The sequence below is a fragment of the Microbacterium sp. NPDC058269 genome (assembly GCF_042881445.1).
Classification (GTDB): domain Bacteria; phylum Actinomycetota; class Actinomycetes; order Actinomycetales; family Microbacteriaceae; genus Microbacterium.
This window is the reverse complement of the sequence record NZ_JBHVXT010000001.1, coordinates 1171169-1194641: the sequence shown is the minus strand read 5'-3', so window position 1 is coordinate 1194641 and position 23473 is coordinate 1171169. Positions and strand designations below refer to the sequence as shown.

Genomic DNA, 23473 nt, shown 5'->3' with positions numbered 1-23473 from the left:
TTTCCTCGGATACTGTAAGCCAAGTCTCAGCTTTCGATCGCGGCTGAGAGAACCGGAGGGCGATCCATGCGGAACTCAGCCACAACTCTTGGTCGTGCACGACGTGACCGCCGCGCACCCTGGGCGGTCGCGGCACTGCTCACGCTCGTGCTCACGGCCCTGGTCGTTCCCGCCTCGCCGGCGACGGCGGCCCCCGGAGATGCCGCCCAGCTCTATCTCGGACCGTCCACAGAGGCGGCGACCGTCGGATCCGACAAGGATCTCACCGCGCCGACGGAGTGTCCGTCGAACTCGGTGCTCACCGGTGTGCAGACCGAGAACCGCCAGCAGACCAGCCCGGTCAGCCCCAACGCGAACTCGATCCTGGTGCGATTCAGCATCCAGTGCTCGACGATCACCGTGAGCAATGCCGGGATCGTCACCGGCACCGTGAATCCGACCTGGATCACCGGTCCCACCTGGGATCAGAGCCGCGGCAACGTGCAGACCGGCACCTGCCCCGCCAACACCTTCGTGCACCGCATCACCGGCACCACCTTCGTCGGCGACAACGGCAGCCGCTGGCCGTCGTCCGTGCAGATCACCTGCCGCCCCATGACCCTCGCGCCGGCGGGTGCTCTGCGCGTCGACCTCGCCGCGACTCCGACGGTCATCACGATCGGCGAGAACCTCAACACGAACGGCGGGCTGGACACGCCGACACCGCGGTGCGGTCCGGCCGGCACCACCGGAACCAGCGACATCCTCGTGCGCGGCTACCGCGCGCAGGGCGGTGGCGAAGGGATCGACGGGTTCAACCCCTCCTGCGCCACCATCCCCGACGATTTCGGAGATGCCCCGGCCGGCTACGGCTCGGTGTCGCACGAGCTGAACGCGGCGACCTATCTCGGATGGTCGGCAGACCCCGAGGCGGCGATGCAGTACAGCGCCAACGCGACGGGCGACAACCAGGTCGGCGGCACCGCGCCGAACCAGTTCATCAACGACGAGAACGGCGTCGCGACCCTCGGGCCGATCACAGCGGGGATCACCGACAGCTACTCCGTCTCGGTCCTCGTCTCGAACAAAGTGGAAGGTGCGGCCGCGACGCTCGTCGGCTGGGTCGACTTCAACCGCAACGGCGTCTTCGACGCGAACGAAGGCGTGTCGACGGTCGTGCCGGCGGGGACTCCCGACGGCTCCTCCGTGACGCTCACCTGGCCGGGCATCATCGCCCAGACGGTGGCAGGGCCGACCTTCGCGCGGTTCCGGATCGCCAACGACACCGGCTTGACCACCTCCACGCCCACCGGCGCGGGTGGTCCGGGTGAGGTGGAGGACTATGCCCTCACCATCGCCGCAGCGACTCCGGGGATATCACTCTTCAAGTCGGCGAGCCCCTCGGGGCCGGACGACTTCACCGTCGGACAGGTCATCGACTACACGTTCGTGGTGACGAACACGGGTGATGTGCCCCTCACCGACATCAGCGTCGACGAGACCGCCTTCACCGGGTCCGGGACGATGTCGACCCCGGTCTGCCCGACGACGCCCCTGGCGCCGGGGGCGCAGGCGACCTGCACGGCGAGCTACACCCTGACCCAGGCCGACATCGACAGCGGATCGCTCTCGAACACCGCGACCGCGACCGGTGTCCCCCCGGGCATCCTCGTGCCGCCCGTCTCCCCGCCCTCGACCGTGAACGTGCCGGCGACCGCCACAGCGGCCCTCACGCTCGTCAAGAGCGCCGACACGGCGGAGATCACGGCGGCAGGCCAGCCGATCGCCTACTCCTTCGTCGTCACCAACACCGGCAACGTCACGCTCGCGAACGTCACGGTCGACGAGACGGCCTTCTCCGGGACGGGGACGGCTCCGGTCATCAGCTGCCCGGCGGGCGCTGCCTCGATGATTCCGGGGGCGCAGATCACCTGCACGGCGGCGTACACGACGACCTCCGCCGACTACACCTCCGACTCCCTCGACAACACCGCGACCGCGACGGGCACTCCGCCCTCCGGCACCCCGCCGGTGTCGCCGCCGTCGACCGTCGAGATCCCCGTGGTCTCTTCGCCGGCACTGACCGTGGCGAAGACAGCCGACCTCACGCAGATCACTGCGGCGGGCGAGACGATCAACTACTCGTTCCTGGTGACGAACACCGGCAACGTGACGCTCACCGGTGTGACCGTCACAGAGACGGCGTTCACCGGGACCGGAACACCCCCGGTAGTCACCTGCCCCGCGGGCGCGGCGTCGCTCGCGGCGGGAGCCACGGTCACGTGCACCGCCTCCTACGTCGTCACCCAGGCTGACGTCGACGGCGGGGGAGTGAGCAACACCGCGACGACCACCGGCACCCCGCCGACGGGCCAGCCGCCGGTGTCGCCGCCGTCGACCGTCGTGGTGCCGCCGAACCCCGTGCCGGGGATCACGGTCGTGAAGTCGGCGAGCCCGAACACGCCGGACGCATACCAGGTGGGTCAGGAGATCACCTACTCGTTCGTGGTGACGAACACCGGAAACGTCACCCTCGCGAACGTCACCGTGAACGAGGAGAGCTTCTCCGGGTCGGGCACCCTTTCTCCCGTGGTCTGCCCGGCCGGTGCCGCCTCCCTGGCGCCGAGCGTCCAGATCGTCTGCACGGCGACCTATGTGCTGACGCAGGCCGATGTGAACGCGGGACAGGTGACGAACAGTGCCACGGCGACCGGCACGCCCCCCGGTGTTCTCGTGCCTCCGGTCTCGCCGCCCTCCACGACCGAGGTGCCGATCGTCCCGGCCCCCGGGATCAGCATCGTGAAGTCCGCGACGCCGGCGACCATGACGACCGTGGGGCAGACGCTGGCCTACTCGTTCGTGGTCACGAACACCGGCAACGTCACCCTCACCGACGTGACCGTCGACGAGACGGCGTTCTCCGGATCGGGATCGCTGTCGGTCATCGAGTGCCCGGCCGGTGCGGCCAGCATGCTGCCTGGCCAGATCGTCACCTGCACGGCGGAGTATCAGACGACGCAGGCCGATGTGGATTCGGGACTCCTGACCAACACGGCCACCGCGACGGGAACACCCCCGTCGGGGCAGCCTCCGGTCTCGCCGCCGTCGACGGTCGAGGTTCCCTTCGACGGGACCAACTCCCTCGGGCTCGAGAAGCGCGCGAATCCCGTCGACGTCAACGGCAACGGGGTCATCGATCCCGGTGATCGGATCGAGTGGACGATCATCGTGACGAACACCGGCGCGCAGACGATCAATGACATTGTCGTGACCGATCCCACGGCGGGACCGGTGAGCTGCCCGGCGACGAGTCTCGCCTCCGGAGCGCAGATGACCTGCACGGTGCCTCCGCATACGGTCACCACCGCCGATGTCGGGCGCGGCCAGGTGCGCAACGTGGCCACGGCCACCGGCGTCCCGCCCGGCGGCGACCCCATCGACCCTCCGACGTCGGAGACCACGACGCGGGTGTTCCCGCCGCCGCCGCCCACGTTGGCCGTGACGGGAGGAACGCTGTCCGCCGCACTCCTGGTCGGGGGACTGATGCTCTTCCTCGGCGCCACGCTCCTGCGGCGACGGCGTCTGTCCTGACGACCGGTGGGCGGACGGCTGAGAAGTCATCCGCCCACCCGGCGCGGGGCCGGACGCGGACTCAGACGAAGCGGACGGTCTGCTGGAGCCGCGTGCGCACGTCGAACAGCTCGTTTCCGCCGATCGCCCGCGCCTGCGGAACACCCTGACGCAGCACCATCGCGAGGGCGCTGCGGCGCACGACGACGACCGGAACTCCGCGGCTCGTGCCGAGCGGGGTGACGGCCTGGGCGAGGTCGTCGTCGGGCAGCACGATGATCGCGCCGCCGAAGCGCACACGGGCGGCCTTGGCGATCGTGCGCATACGGCCCAGCGCGGCGGTGACCGGCGCGCGTGTTCCGAGACTCGGGCCGGTGATCTCTCCACGGCGGAAGCCGACCACCCCTCCGAAGTCCTCCGACATCACGCCGTACAGGCCGGACGGGCCGAGCACCACGTGGTCGAGCTTGTCGTCGGCGTCCGCTCCCACGGCGACGTCATGCCACACGGTGAAGCCCATGCCGAGGTCGGAGACCGTGCGGGCCGTGGCCTCCTCCGCCAGGGCATCGGCGAGGAGCCGCCGCAGATCGCGGGGAGCGGCGCGCACGAGTGCGGGATCGTACGGATCGGGAACGTCGACACCGCGGCCGGCCCATTCGCGGATCAATGCGAGGTAGCGCTCGCGACGCCATCCGCCGGGGTGACCGTAGGAGCGGGCGCGCGGACGGGTGTCGGTGCGGGCAGCGGGCGGCCGCCATCCGCTCCACTCGCCGCCGGAGTCGGGAGTCGCCGCTCCCGCCGCTCCCGCCACGCCGGCGCGGCGGTCGTAGGCGGCACGGCTCTCGACGGTGCCGACCAGCTCCCAGGCGCGCTGCACCTGGATGAAGATCGCCGCGTCACCGCCGGTGTCCGGATGCGTCTGGCGCAGCCGCAGGCGGTAGGCGCGTCGCAGTTCGCCGTCATCGACGGCGGGGTCGACCCCGAGGACCTCGTAGGCCGAGGCCGAGAGCGGACTGTCGAACATCGCTCTCCCTCCGCGACCGCGGCATCCAGGATATCCGTCGCTGGTTGTGGGTTGGCTCTGGTGATCCGCTTTCGAATCGCGCAACTGGTCGCATTTCGACCGGAAAAGCGACCACGTGCGCGATTCGAAAGCCGGACCCGGGTCACTCCGGCACGTCGACGATGCGTTCGATGCCGAGGATCGGGACGACCGAACCGGCGGATGCGGCTGCCAGGTCGTCGGCGAGGCGAGGAAGCTCCGACTCCGGGGCCCACAGCTCGAGGGTGGCCATCGCCGCGTATGTCGGGTCGCCGAGTGTCGCGCCGTGAGGGGCCGCCCACTCGCGCAGGAGATTGTCGTAGCGACCGGCCTCCGCGTGCGGCACCTCGAGCGTGACCTGTCGGAGCGCCGCCCGCCGCACGAGGGCTGCCCGATCGAGGGCCTCGGACACGGCGGAGGAGTAGGCGCGCACGAGGCCGCCCGCCCCGAGCTTCACGCCGCCGAAGTAGCGGGTCACCACCGCGACCACGTCGGTCAGCTCCCTCCGACGCAGCACTTCGAGCATCGGGATGCCCGCGGTGCCGGAGGGTTCACCGTCATCCGACGACCGGGCCTGATCGCCGAGCAGACCGGTCACCATCGCGGTGCAGTTGTGGTTGGCGTCCCAGGCCCGCTTGCGGATGCCGGCGATCACGGCCTCGGCCTGCTCGACCGAGGAGACGGGCTCGATGCGGGTGAGGAAGCGCGATTTGCGGATGACGGTCTCGTGCTCGACCGCGGCCCCGATGGTCGCGGGGTAGCTGCGGGGGGAGGTCACCCGCCTCACGATACCGAGGCCGCGCGTCGCTCAACGGTCGACGAACGCCATCTGCTCCGGGTTGTAGCGGTCGCCGCTCACGCCCATGCGCGTCGCGAGGGCTGACAGGTCGGCGACCTCGTCCGCCGACAGCGCGACGGCCGTGCTCCCGGCGTTCTCCGCGATGCGCGCGGTGCGTCGGGTGCCGGGGATCGGCACGATCCACGGCTGCTGGGCGAGCAACCACGCGAGCGCGATCTGGCCCGGGGTGGCCTCCTTCGCTGAGGCAAGCTCCGCCACGTGTGCCACGAGCGCCTGGTTCGCCGCCCGGTTCTCCGCCGTGAAGCGTGGGATCGTGGCGCGGATGTCGCCGGCTGCGAAGTCGGCTGCCGTGTCGACGGTGCCGGTCAGGAAGCCCTTGCCGAGCGGGCTGAACGGCACGAAACCGATCCCGAGTTCGGAGAGCACCGGAAGGATCTCGGTCTCCGGGTCGCGGGTCCACAGCGAGTACTCGCTCTGCAGCGCGGTGACCGGGTGCACGGCGTGGGCGCGGCGGATGGTGTCGGCCGAGGCCTCGGAGAGCCCGAAGTGGCGCACCTTGCCCTCCGCGATCAGCTCGCCGACGGTTCCGGCGACGTCTTCGATCGGCACATCGGGGTCGACGCGGTGCTGGTAGAAGAGGTCGATCACGTCTGTGCGAAGACTCCGCAACGACGCGTCGGCCACCCGGCGGATCTGCTCGGGACGACTGTTCAGTCCGACGCTCTTTCCGTCTTCGATGGCCCACCCGAACTTGGTCGCGAGCACGACGCGGTCGCGCAGGGGTTCGAGCGCCTCGCCGACGAGCTCCTCGTTCACATACGGCCCGTACACCTCGGCGGTGTCGAAGAAGTCGACGCCGTGGTCGACCGCCGACCGCAGCACCGCGATCATGTCGTCGCGGGTGCCCGGGTTGGGACCGTAGCTCTGCGACATGCCCATGCAGCCGAGTCCGACCGCCGAGACCTGCAGGCCCTGTCCGAGAGTGCGCGTGTGCATGAGTGGTCCTTTCGTCGTGGCCGCGGACGGGTCTGCGGCCTGGATCCGACGCTACGCGCGAGTGCGCCGGCGGGGGAGGGTCTGGTGGAACCCCGTTGGCCGGAACCCCTCACGCCGGAACCCCTCAGGGAGGCCGCGGATCCATCGAACGGTGGAGATCGTTCTCCGTCCCCTGCCCGATCCGCGGGAGGGCTGCGACGGCTGGACTGGATCCATGCTCCGCACCCTCCGCTCTCTTCCCCTGTGGCTCACCTCGCGACGCGGCGGGTGGATCTCCTTGCTGCTCGCGGTCGTGGCGTTCACGGTTCTCCTCGGCGCCCTCGGCCGGGCGTCGCTCCCCGCGGGCAACGACGTGGCTCCGCCCGACTCGGAATCCGCGCGGGCCGCCGCGCTCGCCGAGAACTTCCCCGATGCGGACGAGAACACGGTGCTGCTGGTCGCGGCCCGCGACGACGGCGCACGGCTCGGCGATGCCGACCTCGCCGCACTCGGCAGTCTCTCGGCCGACGTCGAAGCCGAGACCGGGCACGCGCCGCACGGCCCGATCGTGAGCGACGACGGGGAAGCCGCGGTCATCCAGGCGACGCTGACCCTGAAAGACGCCGATGCCGACGCCGATGCCGTGCACGGTCTGCGGGACATGGTGGCCGAGCATCCGATCGACGGCGTCAGCGTGCAGGTCACGGGTGGACCCGCGTTCGGCGTGGACGTCGCCTCGGCGTTCGACGGCGCCGACTTCACGCTGCTGATGGTGACGCTCGGGATCGTCGCGCTGCTGCTCATCGTCACCTATCGCTCGCCCGTGCTCTGGATGATCCCCCTCGTCGTGGTCGCCCTCGCCGATCAGCTGGCCAACAAGGCGACGGCGGCGATCGGAGCCGGACTCGGATTGCAGTTCGACTCCGGGATCGTGAGCGTGCTCGTGTTCGGCGCCGGAACGAACTACGCGCTCCTACTCATCTCGCGCTATCGAGAAGAGCTCGCGCATGAGACCGATCACCGTCGTGCCCTCGTTGCCGCGTGGCGCGCCACCGCACCCGCGATCGTCGCCTCGAACGTCACCGTGGTCCTGGCGCTGTCGACTCTCGCCCTCGCGGTGATCCCCGGCACGCGCGGCCTCGGCATCGCCTCGGCGGTCGGCCTCCTGATCGCGCTCGCCGCGGTGCTGTTGGTGCTCCCGCCCGCGCTCGCCGTGTGCGGGCGTCGCCTGTTCTGGCCGTTCGCACCGCGCGTGGGCGATGCCGCAGTCACCGGCCGTGTGTGGGGAGCGGTGGCGCAGGGCGTCTCACGCCGTCCGTGGGTGCCGCTGGTCGGCGGGCTCGCACTGCTCGGCGTCCTCGCCGGCGGTCTCGCCGGAGCATCTGTCGGGCTCACGCAGGTCGAGAAGTTCCGTGTCGAGTCCGAGTCGGCCGCGGGTCTCACGGTGCTCGGCGAGCACTTCCCGGCCGGTGAGGCGCAGCCGATGATCGTGATCGGTGAGACGGCGGAGGCAGAGGCGCTGGCCGACGCCATCGACGACGTCCCGGGCGTGCTCCGGGTGTCGACGACAGGGGAGAGCACAGGGGGCAGCGGCGACGTCGCGCTCACACGTCTGCTCGTCGTCGGTGAGCCCGCGCCGGGAACGGTCGAGAGCCTCGACCTGGTGGGTGCCGTGCGAGAGGCCGCACACGCGGTGCCGGATGCCGAGGCCGTGGTCGGCGGCCCGGTGGCGGCCGATCTCGACGCGCGCGAGGGAAATCAGCGCGACCTGCTCCTGATCGTGCCCCTCGTGCTCGCCGTCAGTCTGCTCGTACTCATCGTGCTGCTGCGCTCGCTGGTGGCACCCGTGCTGCTGCTCGCGGTGAACATCCTCAGTGCGGTGGCCGCGATCGGTGCGGGCACGTGGCTCAGCCGAGTCGTGTTCGGATGGGACGCGCTCGACCTGCAGGTGCCGCTGCTGTCGTTCCTGTTCCTGGTGGCGCTCGGCATCGACTACACGATCTTCCTCGTCCATCGGGCACGTGTGGAGGCGCGGACGGTCGGCACACGGCAGGGGATGGTGCGCGCGCTCACCGCGACAGGCGGCGTGATCACCAGTGCCGGCGTCGTGCTCGCGGCGGTGTTCGCCGCGCTCGGACTGCTGCCCCTGGTCACGCTCGGACAGATCGGGCTCATCGTCGGGATCGGAGTGCTCGTCGACACCTTCGTCGTGCGCACCCTCGTGGTCCCCGCGATCTTCGCGATCGTCGGAGAGCGGATGTGGTGGCCGGGCGCGATCGGGAACGCCGGATCCCGCACCGATCGGGGTGCGGATCGACCGCACGGAGGAGAATACGAGGATGCCGCAGTCGCCACCTCCCCCATCGAGAGCTGAACCGATGCGAACCGAGCCGACGCGAACCGAGCCGATGCGAACCGGACGCGCCGGCCGGGGCGAGCGCGCGGCCGGATTCCGCACCCCGCGTACGTGGGCGAGCCTGGTCGGATCGATCCGGATCGGCCAGGCCGTCATCACGGTCGTGCTGCTCGTGATCGGGGCCTGGCGTGCCGCGGCGGACGGCGTGCCGCTCCCGTGGGTCCTCGCCCTCTCGCTCGTCTTCCTCGGCTGGTACGGCGGTGGGCTCCTGCTCAGCGAACGCACCTCCGACCGCCGTCTGGCGACCTGGTGGCTGCTGGGGCTGACGCTCATCTGGCTCGGCGCCGTCGTGGTCTCCCCGGAGTTCGTCTGGCTCGCCTTCCCGCTCTGGCTGCTCGCCGGTTTCGTGATGCGCCTGCGGTGGGCGCTGCTGCTCAGCGTGGCGGTGCTCGCCGTGGTGGTCACCGCCCCGCTGCTGCACACCGGCACCACGACCTACGCGAACGTGATCGGACCCCTCGTGGGCGGCGTCTTCGCGCTGGGGATCTCCCGCGGGTACCTCGAGCTCGTCCGCGACGGCCGGGAGCGGCGACGACTGATCGCCTCGCTCGTCGCGACGCAGGAGGAGATGGCCGCGCTGCAGGATGAGCTCGCCCGCACGCAGCGCGAGTCGGGGGCGAGCGCCGAGCGCACCCGCGTGTCGCGCGACATCCACGACACCGTGGCTCAGAGCGTGTCGTCGATCGGGATGCTGGCGCGTTCCGCCCTGGAGGCGGACGATCCGGCCCAGCGCACGCGGGCGCTCGAGCAGATCGGTGCGCTCGCCGCCGAGGGGATGGCGGATGCGCGACGCATCGTCAACGCGCTGATGCCGGCCGAGCTGGAGTCCACGGCGCTCGGTGACGCCCTCGCCCGGATGCTGGAGCGCCTCGCCGACGAGACCGGGATCGAGGCGACCCTGCACGCCGACGACGACCTGCCGTCGCTCGGCATCGACGCCGAGGTGGCCCTTCTGCGGACGGCGCAGTCGGCCCTCGCGAACGTGCGCTCCCACGCGTCGGCCTCTCGGGTCGTGGTCACCCTTGCCGATGCCGGCGACGCCGTGCGGCTCGACATCGTCGACGACGGGATCGGATTCGACGCGCGGCACTGGGATGCGCAGGGCGGTGTCGGCAGTCAGGGTGGCGGCTACGGATTGCGCTCGATGCGTGCGCGCCTGCGCGAGCTCGGAGGGGGCCTCGATGTGGAGAGCGCCCCGGGCGACGGCACCGCGCTCTCGGCCCACATCCCCCTGGGCGGCACTGCTCAGGGGCGGCGGAGCGGAGGAGAAGTATGACCCCGGTGCGTGTGCTCCTCGTCGACGACCACCCCATCGTCCGGGCCGGGGTGCGCTCGCTGTTCGACCGGCGCGACGACGTCGAGGTGGTCGGCGAGGCGGCATCCGGCGAGGAGGCCGTGGCTCTCTCCCGGCACCTGCACCCGGATGTCGTGCTGTGCGACCTGCGGCTCGGCGAGGGCATGGACGGCGTGCAGACGACCGCCGCCCTCCGAGCGCAGCAGCCGGCACCCGCTGTGCTGATCCTGACGACGTTCGACCGCGACGCCGAGATCCTCGGGGCGATCGAGGCGGGAGCGGCCGGCTACCTGCTCAAAGACGTCGCGCCCGACGACATCGTGCGCGCGATCCGGCAGGCAGCCTCCGGCGGACTCGTGCTCACCCCCGAGCTCAGCGCGCGTGTCGTGCAGGTCATGCGCACGCCGCGGGTGCGCCTGACCGACCGCGAGCTGGAGGTGCTCCGGCTGCTCGACACCGGCGCCTCCAACCGCGAGATCGCGAAGACCCTGTTCGTGACCGAAGCCACCGTGAAGACCCACCTGGTGCACGTGTTCGAGAAACTCGGTGCCGACAGCCGCGCACGCGCCATCGCCATCGCGCGCGAGTCCGGGTTGCTCTGAATTCGGCCGTTCCCACGAGACCTCCTCCGCATCTCAACCGTTCGATGGATCCTCGGGGTGGCCACGGAGTCGAGGCTGGAATCAGACCGAAAGGATTCCCGATGCGCAGGCTCTTCACCGCCGCGTTCGCCTACATGCTCGTGGGCGTCGCTTCCGGACTCTTCTACCGAGAGTTCACCAAGATGAACGACTTCCCCGAGGGGGAGGCGACGCAGCTCGGCCTCGTGCACACGCACCTGCTCGTGCTGGGCTTCATCGTGCTCCTGATCGTCCTGCTCCTCGAGAAGGCGTTCGCCCTCTCCGAGAGCCGTCTGTTCGGCTGGTTCTTCTGGCTGTACAACGCGGGTCTCGTGCTGACGTCGGCCATGATGGTCTGGCACGGCTGCCTCACGGTGCTCGGCCAGGAGTCGTCCGCCATGATCGCGGGCATCGCCGGCATGGGACACATCCTGCTCAGCGCCGGCATGGTCCTGCTGTTCCTCGCGCTGCGAAAGCGTCTGTTCGCGACGAAGCCCGCCGTCTGACGCCTTCGAATCGCGCAACTGGTCGCACTTCCGGCTGGAATGCGACCATTTGCGCGATTCGAAACGGGGGCCGTCAGTCCGCCTCGACCGAGTCGTCGCGCAGGTGGGCGATGTGCGCCGCGTGCCGCTTCAGATGGTTCGGTGAGCGTCGCACGAACAGCCACGCCACGAACAGCACCACGAACCAGATCGGCGTCACGAGCAGCGCGGTCAGCGTGTCAGGCTGCGTCGTGAGCGCCCACAGGATGAACACGAAGAACGCCAGCACCACGTAGACCATGAACACGCCGCCGGGCATCCGGAACGTCGAGGCGGCGACCTTGTCCTTGCGGGTGCGCCGGTACACGAGGTAGCTGCACAGGAAGATCGTCCACACGAACATGAAGCACAGCGCCGATACCGTGGTCACCATGTCGAAGGCGGTGCCGATGTCCTTGCCCGCATACAGCAGCACGACGCCCGACAGCAGCAGGATGCACGACAGGAACAGCGCGTTCTGCGGCACGCGGCGGCGGGAGAGGCGGGCGAAGACCCGCGGGGCGTCGCCGTCCTGCGCCAGGCCGAACACCATGCGCGAGGTCGAGTAGATACCGGAGTTCGCGCTCGACATGGCCGAGGTGAGCACGACGAGGTTGACCACGGTGGCGGCGATCCCGAGTCCGGCGAGAGCGAACATCGCGATGAACGGGCTCTCGCCCGCGACGTACTCGGTCCACGGGGTGACCGCCATCAGCACGATGAGCGCGCCGACGTAGAACAGCAGCACGCGGATCGGGATCGCGTTGATGGCCTTGGGCAGGTTGCGCTTCGGATCCTTGGTCTCCGCCGCAGCGGTGCCCACGAGCTCGATGCCGACGAACGCGAACACCGCGATCTGGAACCCGGCGACGAAGCCCATGAACCCGTGCGGGAACATGCCGCCCTTGTCCCACAGGTTCGAGAAGCTCGCGGTTCCGGCGTCGTGTTGGAATCCGGTGAAGATCATCACGAGACCGGTGATGATGAGCGCCACGATCGCGACGATCTTGATCAGCGCGAACCAGAATTCCATCTCGCCGAACGCGGCGACCGTGGGAAGGTTCAGGGCGAGGAGGATGACGATGACCAGCACGCCGGGGATCCACAGCGGGATGCCGGGGATGAGCGCATCCGTGTATCCGGCGATCGCGATCACGTCGGCGACGCCGGTCACCACCCAGCAGAACCAATAGGTCCATCCGGTGAAGAACCCTGCCCAGGGTCCGAGCAGGTCACTGGCGAAATCGCTGAACGACTTGTACTTCAGGTTCGACAGCAGCAGCTCGCCCATGGCCCGCATGACGAAGAACAGCATGAAGCCGATGATCATGTAGACGAAGATCACCGACGGGCCCGCGACCGAGATCGTCTTGCCGCTGCCCATGAACAGTCCGGTGCCAATGGCCCCGCCGATCGCGAGCAGCTGGATGTGGCGGTTGCTCAGTGCGCGCCGCAGGTGCTGTTCCTCTCCGTCCGCGGCGACATCGCGCTCGCGTCCGGTTCCCCCCGTGTACTGCTTCGTCACTTTCTTCCTCCGGTCGTCGTCGACGGTGTCGCTCCGAAGTTACCTTCCGACCCCGCGATGCGCGGAATCGAGATGCGGTATTCCCCTTCGCCGAATCGATTCGATAGGCTTGCTCCACCCCCGATCATCCCCTCAGTCCTGCGAGCCGCTCCTTCATGGCCACCTCCCTCACCACGGGCCGCCCGTGGCGCGTCATCCTTGCCTTCTCGATCCCCCTGCTCCTCGGCAACGTGGTGCAGCAGCTGTACCAGTTCGCCGACGCCATCGTCGTCGGACGGCACCTCGGCGTCACCTCCCTCGCGGCGGTCGGCGCGACCGGAAGCCTGCTCTTCCTGCTGCTCGGTTTCGCCTGGGGTCTGACGAGTGGTTTCGCGATCCCGATCGCGCAGGCCTTCGGCGCGAGAGACGACGCGGCCGTGCGCCGTTCGGTCGCGACGGGTGTTCTGCTGAGCGCCGTCACGAGTGTGATCCTGACGATCGGAGCGCCCCTCCTCGCCGGTCCGATCCTCGCCCTGCTGCAGACACCCCCCGAGTTGATGGCCGAAGCCACGATCTTCACGCAGATCAGCTTCCTCGGCGCGAGCGCGACGATGTTCTTCAACTACCTCTCCGCGATCATCCGCGCGATCGGAGACTCGAAGACGCCGCTGGTGTTCCTCACCGTCTCGTGCGCGCTGAACGTCGGGCTGGTCGTGCTGATGGTCGGCCCGCTGGAATGGGGTGTGGGTGGTGCAGCCCTCGCGACCGTCGTCGCGCAGGCCGTCTCGGTGGCGCTGTGCCTGGAGTTCGTGCGCCGCCGACTGCCGATGCTGCACCTGCGCCGGCCGGACTGGCGCATCACCCGCGGCGACATCGCCGAGCACCTGCGGCTCGGTCTGCCCATGGGCTTCCAGGCGTCGATCATCGCGATCGGCACGCTCACCGTGCAGGTGGCGCTGAACACCCTCGGAGCGGATGCGGTCGCGGCGTACACCACGGGATCCCGCGTCGACAGCCTCGCGGTCGCGCTGCTCTCGTCGCTCGGACTCGCCGTCTCGATGTATGCGGCGCAGAACCATGGCGGCCGTCGTCCCGACCGCATCCGTCGCGGTGTGGTCGAGGCGACCTGGATGGCCGTGGTCGCCGGTCTCGTGCTCGGGGGACTGCTGATCGCCTTCGGGGCGCCCATGGTGCGCCTGTTCATCGGCGAGGGGTCGGACATCGTCGTCGACGAGGCGCATCGGATGCTCATCATCAACGGCTGCGGCTACTGGGCCCTCGGCATGCTGTTCGTGCTGCGCGGCGCCCTGCAGGGACTCGGCCACACACTCGTCCCCACCGTGACCGGGGTGATCGAGCTCGTGATGCGCGTGGGGGCGGCCATCGTGCTGGGTGCGTGGATCGGATTCGACGGTGTCGCTCTGAGCAACCCGCTCGCCTGGCTCGGCGCGATCGTGCTGCTCGTTCCGGCCTACGTCCGTGCCCACCGGGCGCTCGGGCGGCTGCCCGTCGATCCCGCGGAGGCGACCGAGACCTCGGCCATCGCGATCGTCGGACCGACCGATGGATCGATGGTCGTCGACGCCGTCGTCACCCAGCCGATCCGGGTCATGCGTGCCCGCCGCCTGCGCTGGCCGCGCCGCCGCTGACGCCCGCCTCGACTCGTCCGATCCCCACAGATATCCGCCTCCAGGATGATGTGGATCGGACTTGAGACGGATGCCCTTTCCGGGAGACACTTCTAACGTCGAATGAGTGGAGTAACCACTGACGGGGGGTCGTCATGACGACAATGAGAGTGGCCAGTGATCTGGCCGCGGTGATGGTGCCGATCGGTTACGTGGGTGCGGCGCTCGCCGCCATCTTCGCGATCGTCGCGGCGGTCGCGATCATCCGAGGGGCCGGTGGGCTCGCCGGGGGCGCGGTGGGCCTGTGGATCGTGGGCGCGCTGATGAGTTTCGCGGCGTCGTTCGCGCAGAATTGGACGCCGCTGATCGTGGCGTCCGGGTCACTGGTGGCGATGCTGATCATCGGGAGCGTTGTGCGTGCGATCGTGAACGCGGCCGGTGCCGGACGCGTCGACCGCACGGCCGAGGAGGCGCTGCCGAAGGCGGTGCCGGCGTCGAAGGCGCCCGTCGCTCCGACGTCGAAGCCTGCGCTCACGAAGACCGGACCGGCGACGGCCTCGGTCGCGATCGTCCGCTGACCGACCACTGCCGAGAACTCAGCGGTAGTCGCGGTCCCGGTGCTGCCCGGTCTCATCGCCGGACCGCACCCGCTCGGCCTCGCGTGCCCGCAGCTCGACGCGGCGGATCTTGCCGGAGATGGTCTTCGGCAGCTCCGGCACGAACTCGATGATCCGCACCCACAGGTGCGAGGAGAGCCGCTCGTGCGCGTAGGCGAAGATCGCGCGCGCCGCGTCCGGCTCGGCGTCCGTGGCGTCCGGCCTCAAGCAGACATACGCCTTCGGCACGGCCAGACGCGTCGGATCGGGACTCGGGATCACGGCCGCCTCGATCACGAGGTCGTGTTCGAGCAGCACCGACTCGAGCTCGAAGGGTGAGATCTTGTAGTCGGAGGCCTTGAACACGTCATCCGAGCGACCGACGTAGGTGAGGTATCCCTCGTCGTCGCGCACCGCGATGTCCCCGGTGTGGTGATAGCCGCCGACCCGTGACTCCGCGGTCTTCTCCGGATCGTCGTAGTACCCGGCCATGAGTCCGAGCGGCGGCTGCGACAGGTCGAGCGCGATCTCGCCTTCGCCCTCGACGACCTCTCCGGTGACGGGATCGAGCAGCACGACCGGGTACCCGGGCAGGGGGCGGCCCATGGATCCGACCTTGACGGTCTGGCCGGGGGAGTTGCCGATGCAGGCGGTCATCTCGGTCTGGCCGAAACCGTCGCGGATCGTTCCGCCCCAGGCGTCGCGCACCCGGTCGATGACCTCGGGGTTCAGGGGTTCACCGGCGCCCACCAGCTCGCGCGGCGGGCGGGTGAGGCGTGCGAGGTCGGCCTGGATCAGCATCCGCCACACCGTCGGCGGCGCGCAGAACGTCGACACGTGGTGGGTGTCCATGACCTGCATGAGCGTGTTCGCGTCGAAGCGGGCGTAGTTGTAGACGAAGACGGTCGCCTCAGCGAGGAACGGCGAGTAGAAGCTCGACCAGGCGTGCTTGGCCCAGCCGGGGGAGGAGATGTTGAGGTGCACGTCGTCGGGGCGCACACCGAGCCACCACATGGTCGACAGGTGTCCGATCGGGTAGGACACGTGCGTGTGCTGCACGAGCTTCGGCCGGTTGGTGGTGCCCGAGGTGAAGTAGAGCAGCGCGGTGTCGGACGAGGGTGTGGGGCCGTCGGGCTCGAAGCTCGTCGGGGCGGTGGCCGAGTCGTCGAAGCGCGCCCATCCGGACGGGCTGTCGCCGCCCACGCCGATGCGCAGGATGTCGGTGTCGATGCCGTCGAGGCGATCGGCGAGTGCTCCGAGCGTGATGACCGCGCGAGCACGCCCGTGGTCGACGCGGTAGGAGAGATCCGTCGCCGAGAGGAGAGTCGAGGTCGGGATCGACACGGCTCCGATCTTCATGATCGCCAGCATCACCTCCCACAGCTCGATCGTGTTGTTCAGCATGACGATCACATGGTCGCCCCGACGGATGCCGAGGTGGGTGAGCCAGGCGGCCACCTGGTCGGACCGCGCCGAGAGCTCGCCGTAGGTCCACGAGCGCAGGCTCAGGTCGGCCTCGACGATCTGCACCGCCGGCCGGCCAGGGTTCTCGCCGGCAACCACGTCGAACCATTCGAGCGCGAAGTTGAACTGGTCGACCTCCGGCCAGGCGAATCCGTCGCGCGCCGCGGCGTAGTCGGTGGCGTTCGCGAAGAGGAAGTCGCGCATCTCGCGGATGGTGTGCGTGGCGGCGGTGGCGCTGCGGCTCATGGTGCTCCCTTGCTCCTGGCTGGCGTGCCTTCCATCTTGGCCCAGGTCGCCGTGGTGGCGACGCTAGAGCGGAAGAACCCCCGGTCCGTCGCGCAGCTCGAACACCAGCTGGGTCTCGGTGCCGCGCACGACGGGATGGACCGTGATGTGCTCGAGCACGATGTCGCGCAGGGCCGTCGCGTCCTGCACTGCCACGTGCACGAGGAAGTCGTCGACGCCGGCGACGTGGAACACCTGGAGCACGCGCGGGATGTCGGCGAGAGCATCGAAGAGCGCCGTCACCTTGGCCCCGGTGTGGTTCGCGAGCCGCACCTTGATGATCGCCTGCAGCGGGAACCCGAGGGCCGCGCCGTCGATCCGGATGCGGGTGTCGCGGATGACACCGCGCTCGCGCAGCGCCCGCACCCGATGCGCGCAGGTCGACTCGGCGAGGCCGAGCCGATGGGCGAGCGCCTTGTTCGTCGTCTCGGCGTCGCGGGTCAGGATCGCGAGCAGTTCGAGGTCGATCTCGTCGAGTTGTGCTTTCGCCAACGGGGGGCCTCCTCGCCTGCCGCTTCTTGCACAGAATAGCGTTCTGCCGCTACCTTCTGGCGTCCTCTGTCAAACCTCTGCGGATTCATCGTGTTTCCGGCAACGTGGAGTCATGACTGCACCGCTGCATCCTGACACCGTCGCCGTCCACAGCGGGCGCTCCGATCTCGAGGGTCTCGGGGTCCATGCGCTGCCGATCGACCTGTCCACGACGAATCCGCTCCCCGATATCGAGCGCGGTGGGGACTCGTACGAGGCGATGGCCACGGGCGGTCGACCACCGGTGGACGGCAGCATGGTCTACGCGCGGCTGTGGAATCCGACCGTGGCCCGGTTCGAGGAGGCGCTCGCCGAGCTCGAGCACGCCGAAGCCTCCGTCGCTTTCGCCTCGGGCATGGCCGCGATGACGGCCGTGATCCTCGCGCATACCGGCGCGACGGGTGCGCGCCACGTGGTCGCGGTGCGCCCGCTCTATGGAGGCACCGACCACCTGCTCGGCTCCGGGCTGCTCGGCGTCGAGACCACGTACTGCCACCCCGCCGACGTCGCGGCGGCCGTGCGCCCCGACACCGGGCTCGTTGTCGTGGAGACGCCGGCGAATCCCACACTCGATATCGCGGACATCGCCGATGTCGTGCGGCAGGCCGGATCGGTGCCGGTGGTGGTCGACAACACCTTCGCGACCCCCGTGCTGCAGAACCCGATCGACTTCGGCGCGGCGATGTCGCTGCACAGCGCCACCAAATACCTCGGCGGCCACGGCGATGTGATCGCCGGCGTCGTCGCCTGCAGCGAGGAGACGGCGGAAGCACTGCGCCGCGTGCGGGCGGTGACCGGGGGGCTGCTGCATCCGCTCGGGGCGTACCTGCTGCACCGCGGACTCACGACGCTGCCGGTGCGGGTGCGTCACCAGCAGGAGAGCGCGCGGCGGATCGTGCAGTGGCTGATCGACCGGCCGGAGGTCGCCGAGGTCTTCTATCCGGGGCTCGACGGCGACCCTCGCGGCATCCTGGAACGGCAGATGCGGGGCACCGGGGCGATGGTCGCGATGCGGATGCGGGGCGGATTCGCCGCGGCGTCTGCGGTCACGACCGCCACGAGGCTGTTCACGCACGCCGTCTCGCTCGGCGGAGTGGACTCGCTGATCCAGCATCCGGCGGCGCTCACCCACCGTCCTGTGCCGCCGGAAGCGCGCCCTGCCGCCGACGTGCTGCGTCTGTCGATCGGCCTGGAGGACGTCGACGACCTCATCGCCGACCTCGCTCAGGCGTTCTCCGGCGTTCCGGCCCTCCCGGTCGAACCGCCCCTCCCCGACCGGGTCACCTCCTCGAGCGAGACACACCGGGGGGCAGTTCGCGCCTGAGGAGGTGGCTCGGCGCTCTCGAGGCGCGTCAGAGCGAGGGGAGTCGGATCGTCCCGGTGGCGATGCGCTCGGTCGGCATCCGGTCGCGGTCATAGGTGATGTCGGTGTAGCCGTGCGGAGTCGGCACTCCGTCGTCGTCGAGGCTGACGAACACGATCTTCTCGATCGTGAGGATGCGCTTGCGCGTGATCATGTTCCGGGCGACCGCGCGCATGGTCAGCGATGTCGTGCCGAAGTGCGTGGCCTGCAGGCCGATCTCGATCAGGTCTCCCTGCACGGCGGAGGCTTCGAAGTTGATCTCGGAGATGTGCTTGGTGACGGCGCGATAGTTGCCCAGTTGCACGATCGCGTAGATCGCCGCTTCTTCGTCGATCCACTTCAGCAGGCTGCCGCCGAACAGTGAGCCGTTCGCGTTGAGATCTTCGGGGCGCACCCACTTGCGGGTGCGGAAGTTGAGTCCGTCTTCCGACCACTGCCATGCCGGTGCCTTCTGCTTCGCCATGAGCACGAGGCTAGGCGGGCCGTGAGTCCGCGATGTTACGGTCCGTTTTCGTGGAAGGCACAGGGGTGCGCCGTGCTCGTTTGTGTACTAGCCACAAGAAACTGAGTATCGCTTGCTCTGAGACTTGGTATCGAACGGCAAATCCGTGAGCCGAGACGTGGCACGCCCATACAGTCGCCGGTGGCAACGACGCCACTGACCTCGGGAGTTCTCAATGACGAGTACCACGCCCCACTCGCACGGCATCGGCATGCGCATCGCCGTGATCGTGCTCAGCCTGCTGCTGGCCGCCATGGTGATCCTGTTCTTCGTGACGACGAGCAGGATCGCCGCCGGTGCGTCCGAGCTCGCCGACGGCACGACATCGGCGAAGGACGGCTCCGCGGATCTCGCCGCCGGCGCCGCAGACCTCTCGGCCGGTGCATCCCAGCTCGCCGCGGGCACGCAGGACCTCTCCACTGGGGCGGCCAGTGCGCAGCAGGGATCGCAGAAGCTGAGCGATGGAGCGACGACGGCCGCGACCGGTGCCTCGACGCTGGCTGAAGGTGCGAGCACCCTCGCCGCCGGCGCTTCGACCGCGGTGGTCGGTGCGGGCAAGGTCAGCGGCGGTGCGCAGACGGCGCTGGCCGGGGCTCAGGAGCTCGCCTCGAAGTTGGCGACGGCGGATGCCGGGGCGCAGACGCTCGCCGCCGGGATGACGACCCTATCGGCAGGGGTCAACGGCGCGCACGCGTATGCGAACGGCGTGCTCGTCGGCGCGACAGGTTTCAGCGACACGCTTCGCAAGGGTGTGACGCCCGCAGTGCAGGGCCTGGCGCAGCCGTCCACGGAGGCGACCCTCAAGGGTCTCGCATCCATGGCTCCCGGCCACTCCCAGCAGCTCGCCGACGGCCTCACCGCTCTGCTCGCGACCTACCCCGACGACGCGAAGCTCCGTGACCTCGTCACGCTCGCCATGCAGGTCGACGGGGAGGTCGACGCTCTGGTGGCTCCTGCGGCGTCGGCTCCCGCTCTCGCACAGGGGCTCGTCGCCGCAGCCGGTGGCTCCGCGAAGGTCACAGCCGGCGTCAACGCGCTCATCAGCGGCGACGCGTCCCAGAAGTGGCCCGGCACCGCGGCGCTGGTCGCGCCCCCGGGGGCACCCGCTCTCGTCGCCGGCGCGCAGGCCCTGCAGTCCGGCACCGCGCAGCTCTCGGCCGGTGCCGCGAAGCTCGCCTCCGGCCTGCAGACGCTCTCCACCGGAGCGTCCTCGCTCTACACGGGGACGGCGAACCTCAGCGCGGGCGCGACCCGCCTGAACGACGGAGCGAGCACGCTCGCCACCGGCGTCGGCGCACTGCAGTCCGGAGCCAGTGACCTCAACCTCGGCATCGGAAAGCTCTCGACGGGAGCGGCCGCGGTGGCGGACGGGTCGGACGATCTCGCGGCGGGCGGAGACAAGCTCGAAGCCGGAGCCGCCGACCTCGCCGAGGGCAACGGCCTGATCGCGGAAGGCTCGGGCACGCTCGCCACCGCCACGGCGGGGGCTGCGCCGTCGATGACGCCGTGGGGGCTCGGCATCGTCCTCGCCGGACTGATCGCGATCGGCTTCTGGGTCGGTCACCGCATCTCCCACCGCCGCTCGCTGGCGCTGGCTGCCTGAGCCCATCCACCTCACCTGACCCCATCCACCCCGCTCTCCCCCGGGGCCCAGAGCGGATGCTTCCCCATCGGCATCCGCTCTGGGCAGAGCCGCCCACGGCAGAATCCCGCCCGGCGCGACGTGCCGCGGCCGATGCTGGGGGCATGAGCGAAGACAACCCCATTCCGCAGTTCGGACCCGAAGCCCGACGAGCGCTGTTCCACGAGCGGGTCCTCGTGCTCGACGGCGCCCTCGATGACGACAACGGCACTCTCCTGATGACGCAGCTGCTCGCGCTGTCGGCAGAGGATCCGGTTGCCGACATCGCGCTCTGGATCCACTCGCCCGGCGGTTCGGTGCCGTCGATGCTCGCGATCCGCGACATCATGCGGCTCATCCCCAACGACGTCGCGACCCTGGCTCTCGGCCTCGCCTGCAGCGCGGGACAGTTCCTCCTCTCCGCAGGAACCCCGGGCAAGCGGCGGGTCCTGCCGCACGCGCGCATCCTCATGCATCAGGGGTCCGCGGGTATCGGAGGCTCGGCCGGCGAGATCGAGACCCAGGCCGACGATCTGCGGCACATGCGCGACACCGTGCTCGGGCTCATCGCCGACGACACCGGTCAGCCCATCGAGCGCATCTTCGAGGACTCGCTGCACGACCGCTGGTACACCGCGGGCCAGGCGCAGGAGTACGGCTTCATCGACGGGATCGTCGCCTCGATCGGCGAAGTGATGCCGCGTCGACGGGCACGCGTCGGGCTGGGGGCGGACGCATGAGCAGCTACACGATCCCGAACGTCATCGCGCGGCATCCCCGGGGGGAGCGTGTCATGGACGTGTACTCGCACCTGCTCGCGGAGCGCGTCATCTACCTCGGCACCGGCATCGACGCGGGGGTCGCGAACGCCCTCATCGCGCAGCTGCTGCACCTCGACGCGGACAGCCCGGAGTCGGGCATCCAGTTCTACATCAACAGCGAAGGCGGAGACCCCGGCGCCGCGCTGGCGATCTACGACACCATGCAGCACATCCGTCCGCGCATCGCGACGACCTGCGTCGGACAGGCGATCGGTCCGGCTGCGCTCCTCGTCGCGGCCGGAGATTCGGGGGAGCGGGCCGCCCTCGCGCACGCGCGCATCGTGCTGCATCAGCCGGCCGGACAGTCTCGCGGCGCGATTCCCGACCTGATCCTCGCGGCCGACGAGGTGGTGCGGGTGCGCTCCGACATGGAGGAGATCCTCGCCAGACACAGCGGTCGCACGGTCGTCGAGCTGCGCGCCGACACCGACCGCGATCGGGTGTTCACCGCTGCGGCCGCGCTCGATTACGGACTGATCGACACCGTGCTGGGCGCGCGGGGCTGACCCCGCAGCAGGAGCCGCGTTCTGCCCGGTCCCGGGGCCCCGGGACCGGGCAGGCGGACGGGGCGGTGGCTGGTCAGGCGGCGAGGACGAAGGCGCCGCGCGCGGCCGAAACCGACACCGCAGCGGATGTCGATGCGGGGGCCTCAGCCGAGCGCAGCTCGTCGGCAACGGCGCTGGTCAACTCGATCAGGCTCGTGTCGAGGGCGCCGGCGATCGCGGCGATCATCTCGCTCGACGGCTCCTTCAGCCCGCGTTCGACCTCGGAGAGGTACTGCGGAGAGACGCCCGCCTTCTCCGCCGTCTCGGTGAGCGTCTCCTCGCGCTCGTGGCGTCGGCGCCGCAGCTGATCGCCCAACATGTGTCGCCACAGGGGTTCGGGGTCACTCGACTTCGGGCGGTCGGGGCGTGGGGTGCGCGGGAACGAGATCAGGTCGGCCATGCCTCACGATAAACCGCGGCATCTGGGCGTCTCGAGGCGTTCTGCTCAGAGCAGAACGTCTCGGCGTCAGAACTCGGTGCGATCTCGTGCGGATTCCGGAGAGGGGGACTCCGCATCCGTCGCCGTCCAGCTGGCGAGCACCCGGAGCTTGTCGGCCGACGCCGTCCCCGGCTCCGCCGTATACGTCGACAGATGCAGGCCCGGATCGGCCGGCAGCTCGAACGCCTCGTAGGTGAGTTCGATCTCCCCGACCAGGGGATGTGTGATGCGCTTCACCCCGGTGCGGTGGAAGCGCACGTTGTGGGCGGCCCACAGGGTGCGGAACCGATCGCTCCGCGTGGAGAGCTCGCCGACGAGATCGGTGAGCTTCCGATCGAACGGATTGCGTCCGGCCTCGCCGCGCATCGCAGCGACGAGCTCCTGCGTGTTGCGCTCCCACTCGGGGTAGAAGTCCTGCGCCGCCGGATCGAGGAACGCGAAGCGCGCGCTGTTCGGCTGCGGTTGTGCGAACACCGGGGCGTAGAGAGCTCGCCCCAGGCTGTTCGCGGCGAGGTAGTCGAAGTAGCTGTTGCGCACGATCGCCGGCGCCTCGGTCATGGCGTCGAGCAGGCGGAGGATGCTCGGCCGCAGCTCGGCTGCCTTCTTCCGCGGCGTCCGCGCGATCGGGGAGGCGTTCGCGGCCCGGGCGAGGTCGAACAGGTGCGCGGTCTCGGCCTCGTCGAGCTGGAGCGCGCGGGCGAGCGCATCGAGCACACTGTCGGAGGCGCCGGACAGATCGCCGCGTTCCAGGCGTGTGTAGTAGTCGACGCTGACGCCCGCGAGCAGCGAGACCTCTTCGCGACGGAGCCCGGGAACCCGGCGGTTGCCGCCGAATGCGGGGAGCCCTGCCTGATCGGGAGTGATGCGTGCGCGCCTCGTGGAGAGGAACTCGCGCACCTCGCTGCGGGTGTCCATGCCTTCGACGGTACGCGCTCAGCCACCGCGGAGGGAGGTA

Annotated in this window: 20 protein-coding genes; 11 read left to right on the top strand and 9 right to left on the bottom strand. The window is 69.8% G+C overall.

Features of this window, described 5'->3' with window-relative positions; translation table 11 throughout:
- Nucleotides 1–66 precede the first annotated feature (66 nt).
- Nucleotides 67–3570 carry a GEVED domain-containing protein gene (locus ACFVWL_RS05915; protein WP_387179744.1) on the top strand — a complete coding sequence of 1168 codons (3504 nt, stop codon included), beginning with the start codon at nucleotides 67–69 and terminating at the stop codon, nucleotides 3568–3570.
- Between the two features lie 61 nt (nucleotides 3571–3631).
- On the opposite strand, the gene ACFVWL_RS05910 is transcribed toward ACFVWL_RS05915, so the two are convergent.
- The 3 genes from ACFVWL_RS05910 to ACFVWL_RS05900 all read right to left on the bottom strand — a co-directional run bounded on the left by ACFVWL_RS05910 (nucleotide 3632) and on the right by ACFVWL_RS05900 (nucleotide 6386).
- Entirely contained in the window at nucleotides 3632–4573 is a 942-nt protein-coding gene (locus ACFVWL_RS05910; RefSeq protein ID WP_387179741.1) for a J domain-containing protein, read from the bottom strand.
- A 142-nt stretch (nucleotides 4574–4715) separates the two neighbouring features.
- The gene (locus tag ACFVWL_RS05905) at nucleotides 4716–5369 is read right to left on the bottom strand and encodes an IMPACT family protein (RefSeq protein ID WP_387179738.1); all 654 of its coding nucleotides are present in this window, start codon (nucleotides 5367–5369) and stop codon (nucleotides 4716–4718) included.
- A gap of 30 nt (nucleotides 5370–5399) precedes the next feature.
- Nucleotides 5400–6386, bottom strand: a complete 987-nt coding sequence (locus tag ACFVWL_RS05900; protein WP_387179736.1) for an aldo/keto reductase — start codon at nucleotides 6384–6386, stop codon at nucleotides 5400–5402.
- A 214-nt stretch (nucleotides 6387–6600) separates the two neighbouring features.
- Here ACFVWL_RS05900 and ACFVWL_RS05895 point away from each other — a divergent pair, with 214 nt between their 5' ends.
- The 4 genes from ACFVWL_RS05895 (at nucleotide 6601) to ACFVWL_RS05880 (ending at nucleotide 11201) form a co-directional block, all read left to right on the top strand.
- Complete coding sequence (locus ACFVWL_RS05895; protein ID WP_387179733.1) at nucleotides 6601–8739, top strand: MMPL family transporter; 2139 nt, start codon at nucleotides 6601–6603, stop codon at nucleotides 8737–8739.
- 34 nt (nucleotides 8740–8773) lie between these two features.
- Entirely contained in the window at nucleotides 8774–10057 is a 1284-nt protein-coding gene (locus ACFVWL_RS05890) for a sensor histidine kinase (protein WP_387179730.1), read from the top strand.
- Nucleotides 10054–10677 (top strand): response regulator, encoded by a 624-nt coding sequence (locus ACFVWL_RS05885; protein ID WP_387179728.1) that lies wholly within the window; start codon nucleotides 10054–10056, stop codon nucleotides 10675–10677. Before ACFVWL_RS05890 ends, ACFVWL_RS05885 begins: the two co-directional genes overlap by 4 nt.
- Nucleotides 10678–10778: 101 nt before the next feature.
- Nucleotides 10779–11201 carry a DUF2871 domain-containing protein gene (locus ACFVWL_RS05880; RefSeq protein ID WP_387179725.1) on the top strand — a complete coding sequence of 141 codons (423 nt, stop codon included), beginning with the start codon at nucleotides 10779–10781 and terminating at the stop codon, nucleotides 11199–11201.
- A 73-nt stretch (nucleotides 11202–11274) separates the two neighbouring features.
- On the opposite strand, the gene cycA is transcribed toward ACFVWL_RS05880, so the two are convergent.
- Entirely contained in the window at nucleotides 11275–12744 is a 1470-nt protein-coding gene (gene cycA, locus ACFVWL_RS05875) for a D-serine/D-alanine/glycine transporter (protein ID WP_387179723.1), read from the bottom strand.
- Nucleotides 12745–12899: 155 nt separating this feature from the next.
- Here cycA and ACFVWL_RS05870 point away from each other — a divergent pair, with 155 nt between their 5' ends.
- Nucleotides 12900–14372 (top strand): MATE family efflux transporter, encoded by a 1473-nt coding sequence (locus ACFVWL_RS05870; protein ID WP_387179722.1) that lies wholly within the window; start codon nucleotides 12900–12902, stop codon nucleotides 14370–14372.
- Nucleotides 14373–14506: 134 nt separating this feature from the next.
- Nucleotides 14507–14929 (top strand): hypothetical protein, encoded by a 423-nt coding sequence (locus tag ACFVWL_RS05865; protein WP_387179719.1) that lies wholly within the window; start codon nucleotides 14507–14509, stop codon nucleotides 14927–14929.
- A gap of 18 nt (nucleotides 14930–14947) precedes the next feature.
- On the opposite strand, the gene ACFVWL_RS05860 is transcribed toward ACFVWL_RS05865, so the two are convergent.
- Nucleotides 14948–16657, bottom strand: a complete 1710-nt coding sequence (locus ACFVWL_RS05860) for an AMP-binding protein (protein ID WP_387179717.1) — start codon at nucleotides 16655–16657, stop codon at nucleotides 14948–14950.
- Between the two features lie 63 nt (nucleotides 16658–16720).
- Nucleotides 16721–17188 (bottom strand): Lrp/AsnC family transcriptional regulator, encoded by a 468-nt coding sequence (locus tag ACFVWL_RS05855; protein ID WP_387179714.1) that lies wholly within the window; start codon nucleotides 17186–17188, stop codon nucleotides 16721–16723.
- Between the two features lie 112 nt (nucleotides 17189–17300).
- Between ACFVWL_RS05855 and ACFVWL_RS05850 the strand changes: the two genes are divergently transcribed.
- The gene (locus ACFVWL_RS05850; RefSeq protein WP_387179711.1) at nucleotides 17301–18551 is read left to right on the top strand and encodes a trans-sulfuration enzyme family protein; all 1251 of its coding nucleotides are present in this window, start codon (nucleotides 17301–17303) and stop codon (nucleotides 18549–18551) included.
- Between the two features lie 28 nt (nucleotides 18552–18579).
- On the opposite strand, the gene ACFVWL_RS05845 is transcribed toward ACFVWL_RS05850, so the two are convergent.
- On the bottom strand, nucleotides 18580–19053 hold the full coding sequence (locus ACFVWL_RS05845) for an acyl-CoA thioesterase (RefSeq protein ID WP_387179709.1): 474 nt from the start codon (nucleotides 19051–19053) through the stop codon (nucleotides 18580–18582).
- A 214-nt stretch (nucleotides 19054–19267) separates the two neighbouring features.
- On the opposite strand from ACFVWL_RS05845, the gene ACFVWL_RS05840 reads away from it, so the two are divergent.
- The 3 genes from ACFVWL_RS05840 (at nucleotide 19268) to ACFVWL_RS05830 (ending at nucleotide 22040) form a co-directional block, all read left to right on the top strand.
- Nucleotides 19268–20695 carry a hypothetical protein gene (locus ACFVWL_RS05840; protein WP_387179706.1) on the top strand — a complete coding sequence of 476 codons (1428 nt, stop codon included), beginning with the start codon at nucleotides 19268–19270 and terminating at the stop codon, nucleotides 20693–20695.
- Between the two features lie 143 nt (nucleotides 20696–20838).
- Complete coding sequence (locus ACFVWL_RS05835) at nucleotides 20839–21453, top strand: ClpP family protease (protein WP_387179703.1); 615 nt, start codon at nucleotides 20839–20841, stop codon at nucleotides 21451–21453.
- Nucleotides 21450–22040, top strand: a complete 591-nt coding sequence (locus tag ACFVWL_RS05830; protein WP_387179700.1) for a ClpP family protease — start codon at nucleotides 21450–21452, stop codon at nucleotides 22038–22040. The genes ACFVWL_RS05835 and ACFVWL_RS05830 overlap by 4 nt, the downstream gene beginning before the upstream one ends.
- 73 nt (nucleotides 22041–22113) lie before the next feature.
- On the opposite strand, the gene ACFVWL_RS05825 is transcribed toward ACFVWL_RS05830, so the two are convergent.
- Together ACFVWL_RS05825 and ACFVWL_RS05820 are read right to left on the bottom strand one after the other, a co-directional pair.
- Nucleotides 22114–22479, bottom strand: a complete 366-nt coding sequence (locus ACFVWL_RS05825) for a helix-turn-helix domain-containing protein (protein WP_387179697.1) — start codon at nucleotides 22477–22479, stop codon at nucleotides 22114–22116.
- Nucleotides 22480–22545: 66 nt separating this feature from the next.
- A complete protein-coding gene (locus ACFVWL_RS05820) occupies nucleotides 22546–23433 on the bottom strand; it encodes a helix-turn-helix transcriptional regulator (RefSeq protein ID WP_387179694.1) in 888 nt (295 codons plus the stop codon).
- Between the last annotated feature and the right edge of the window lie 40 nt (nucleotides 23434–23473).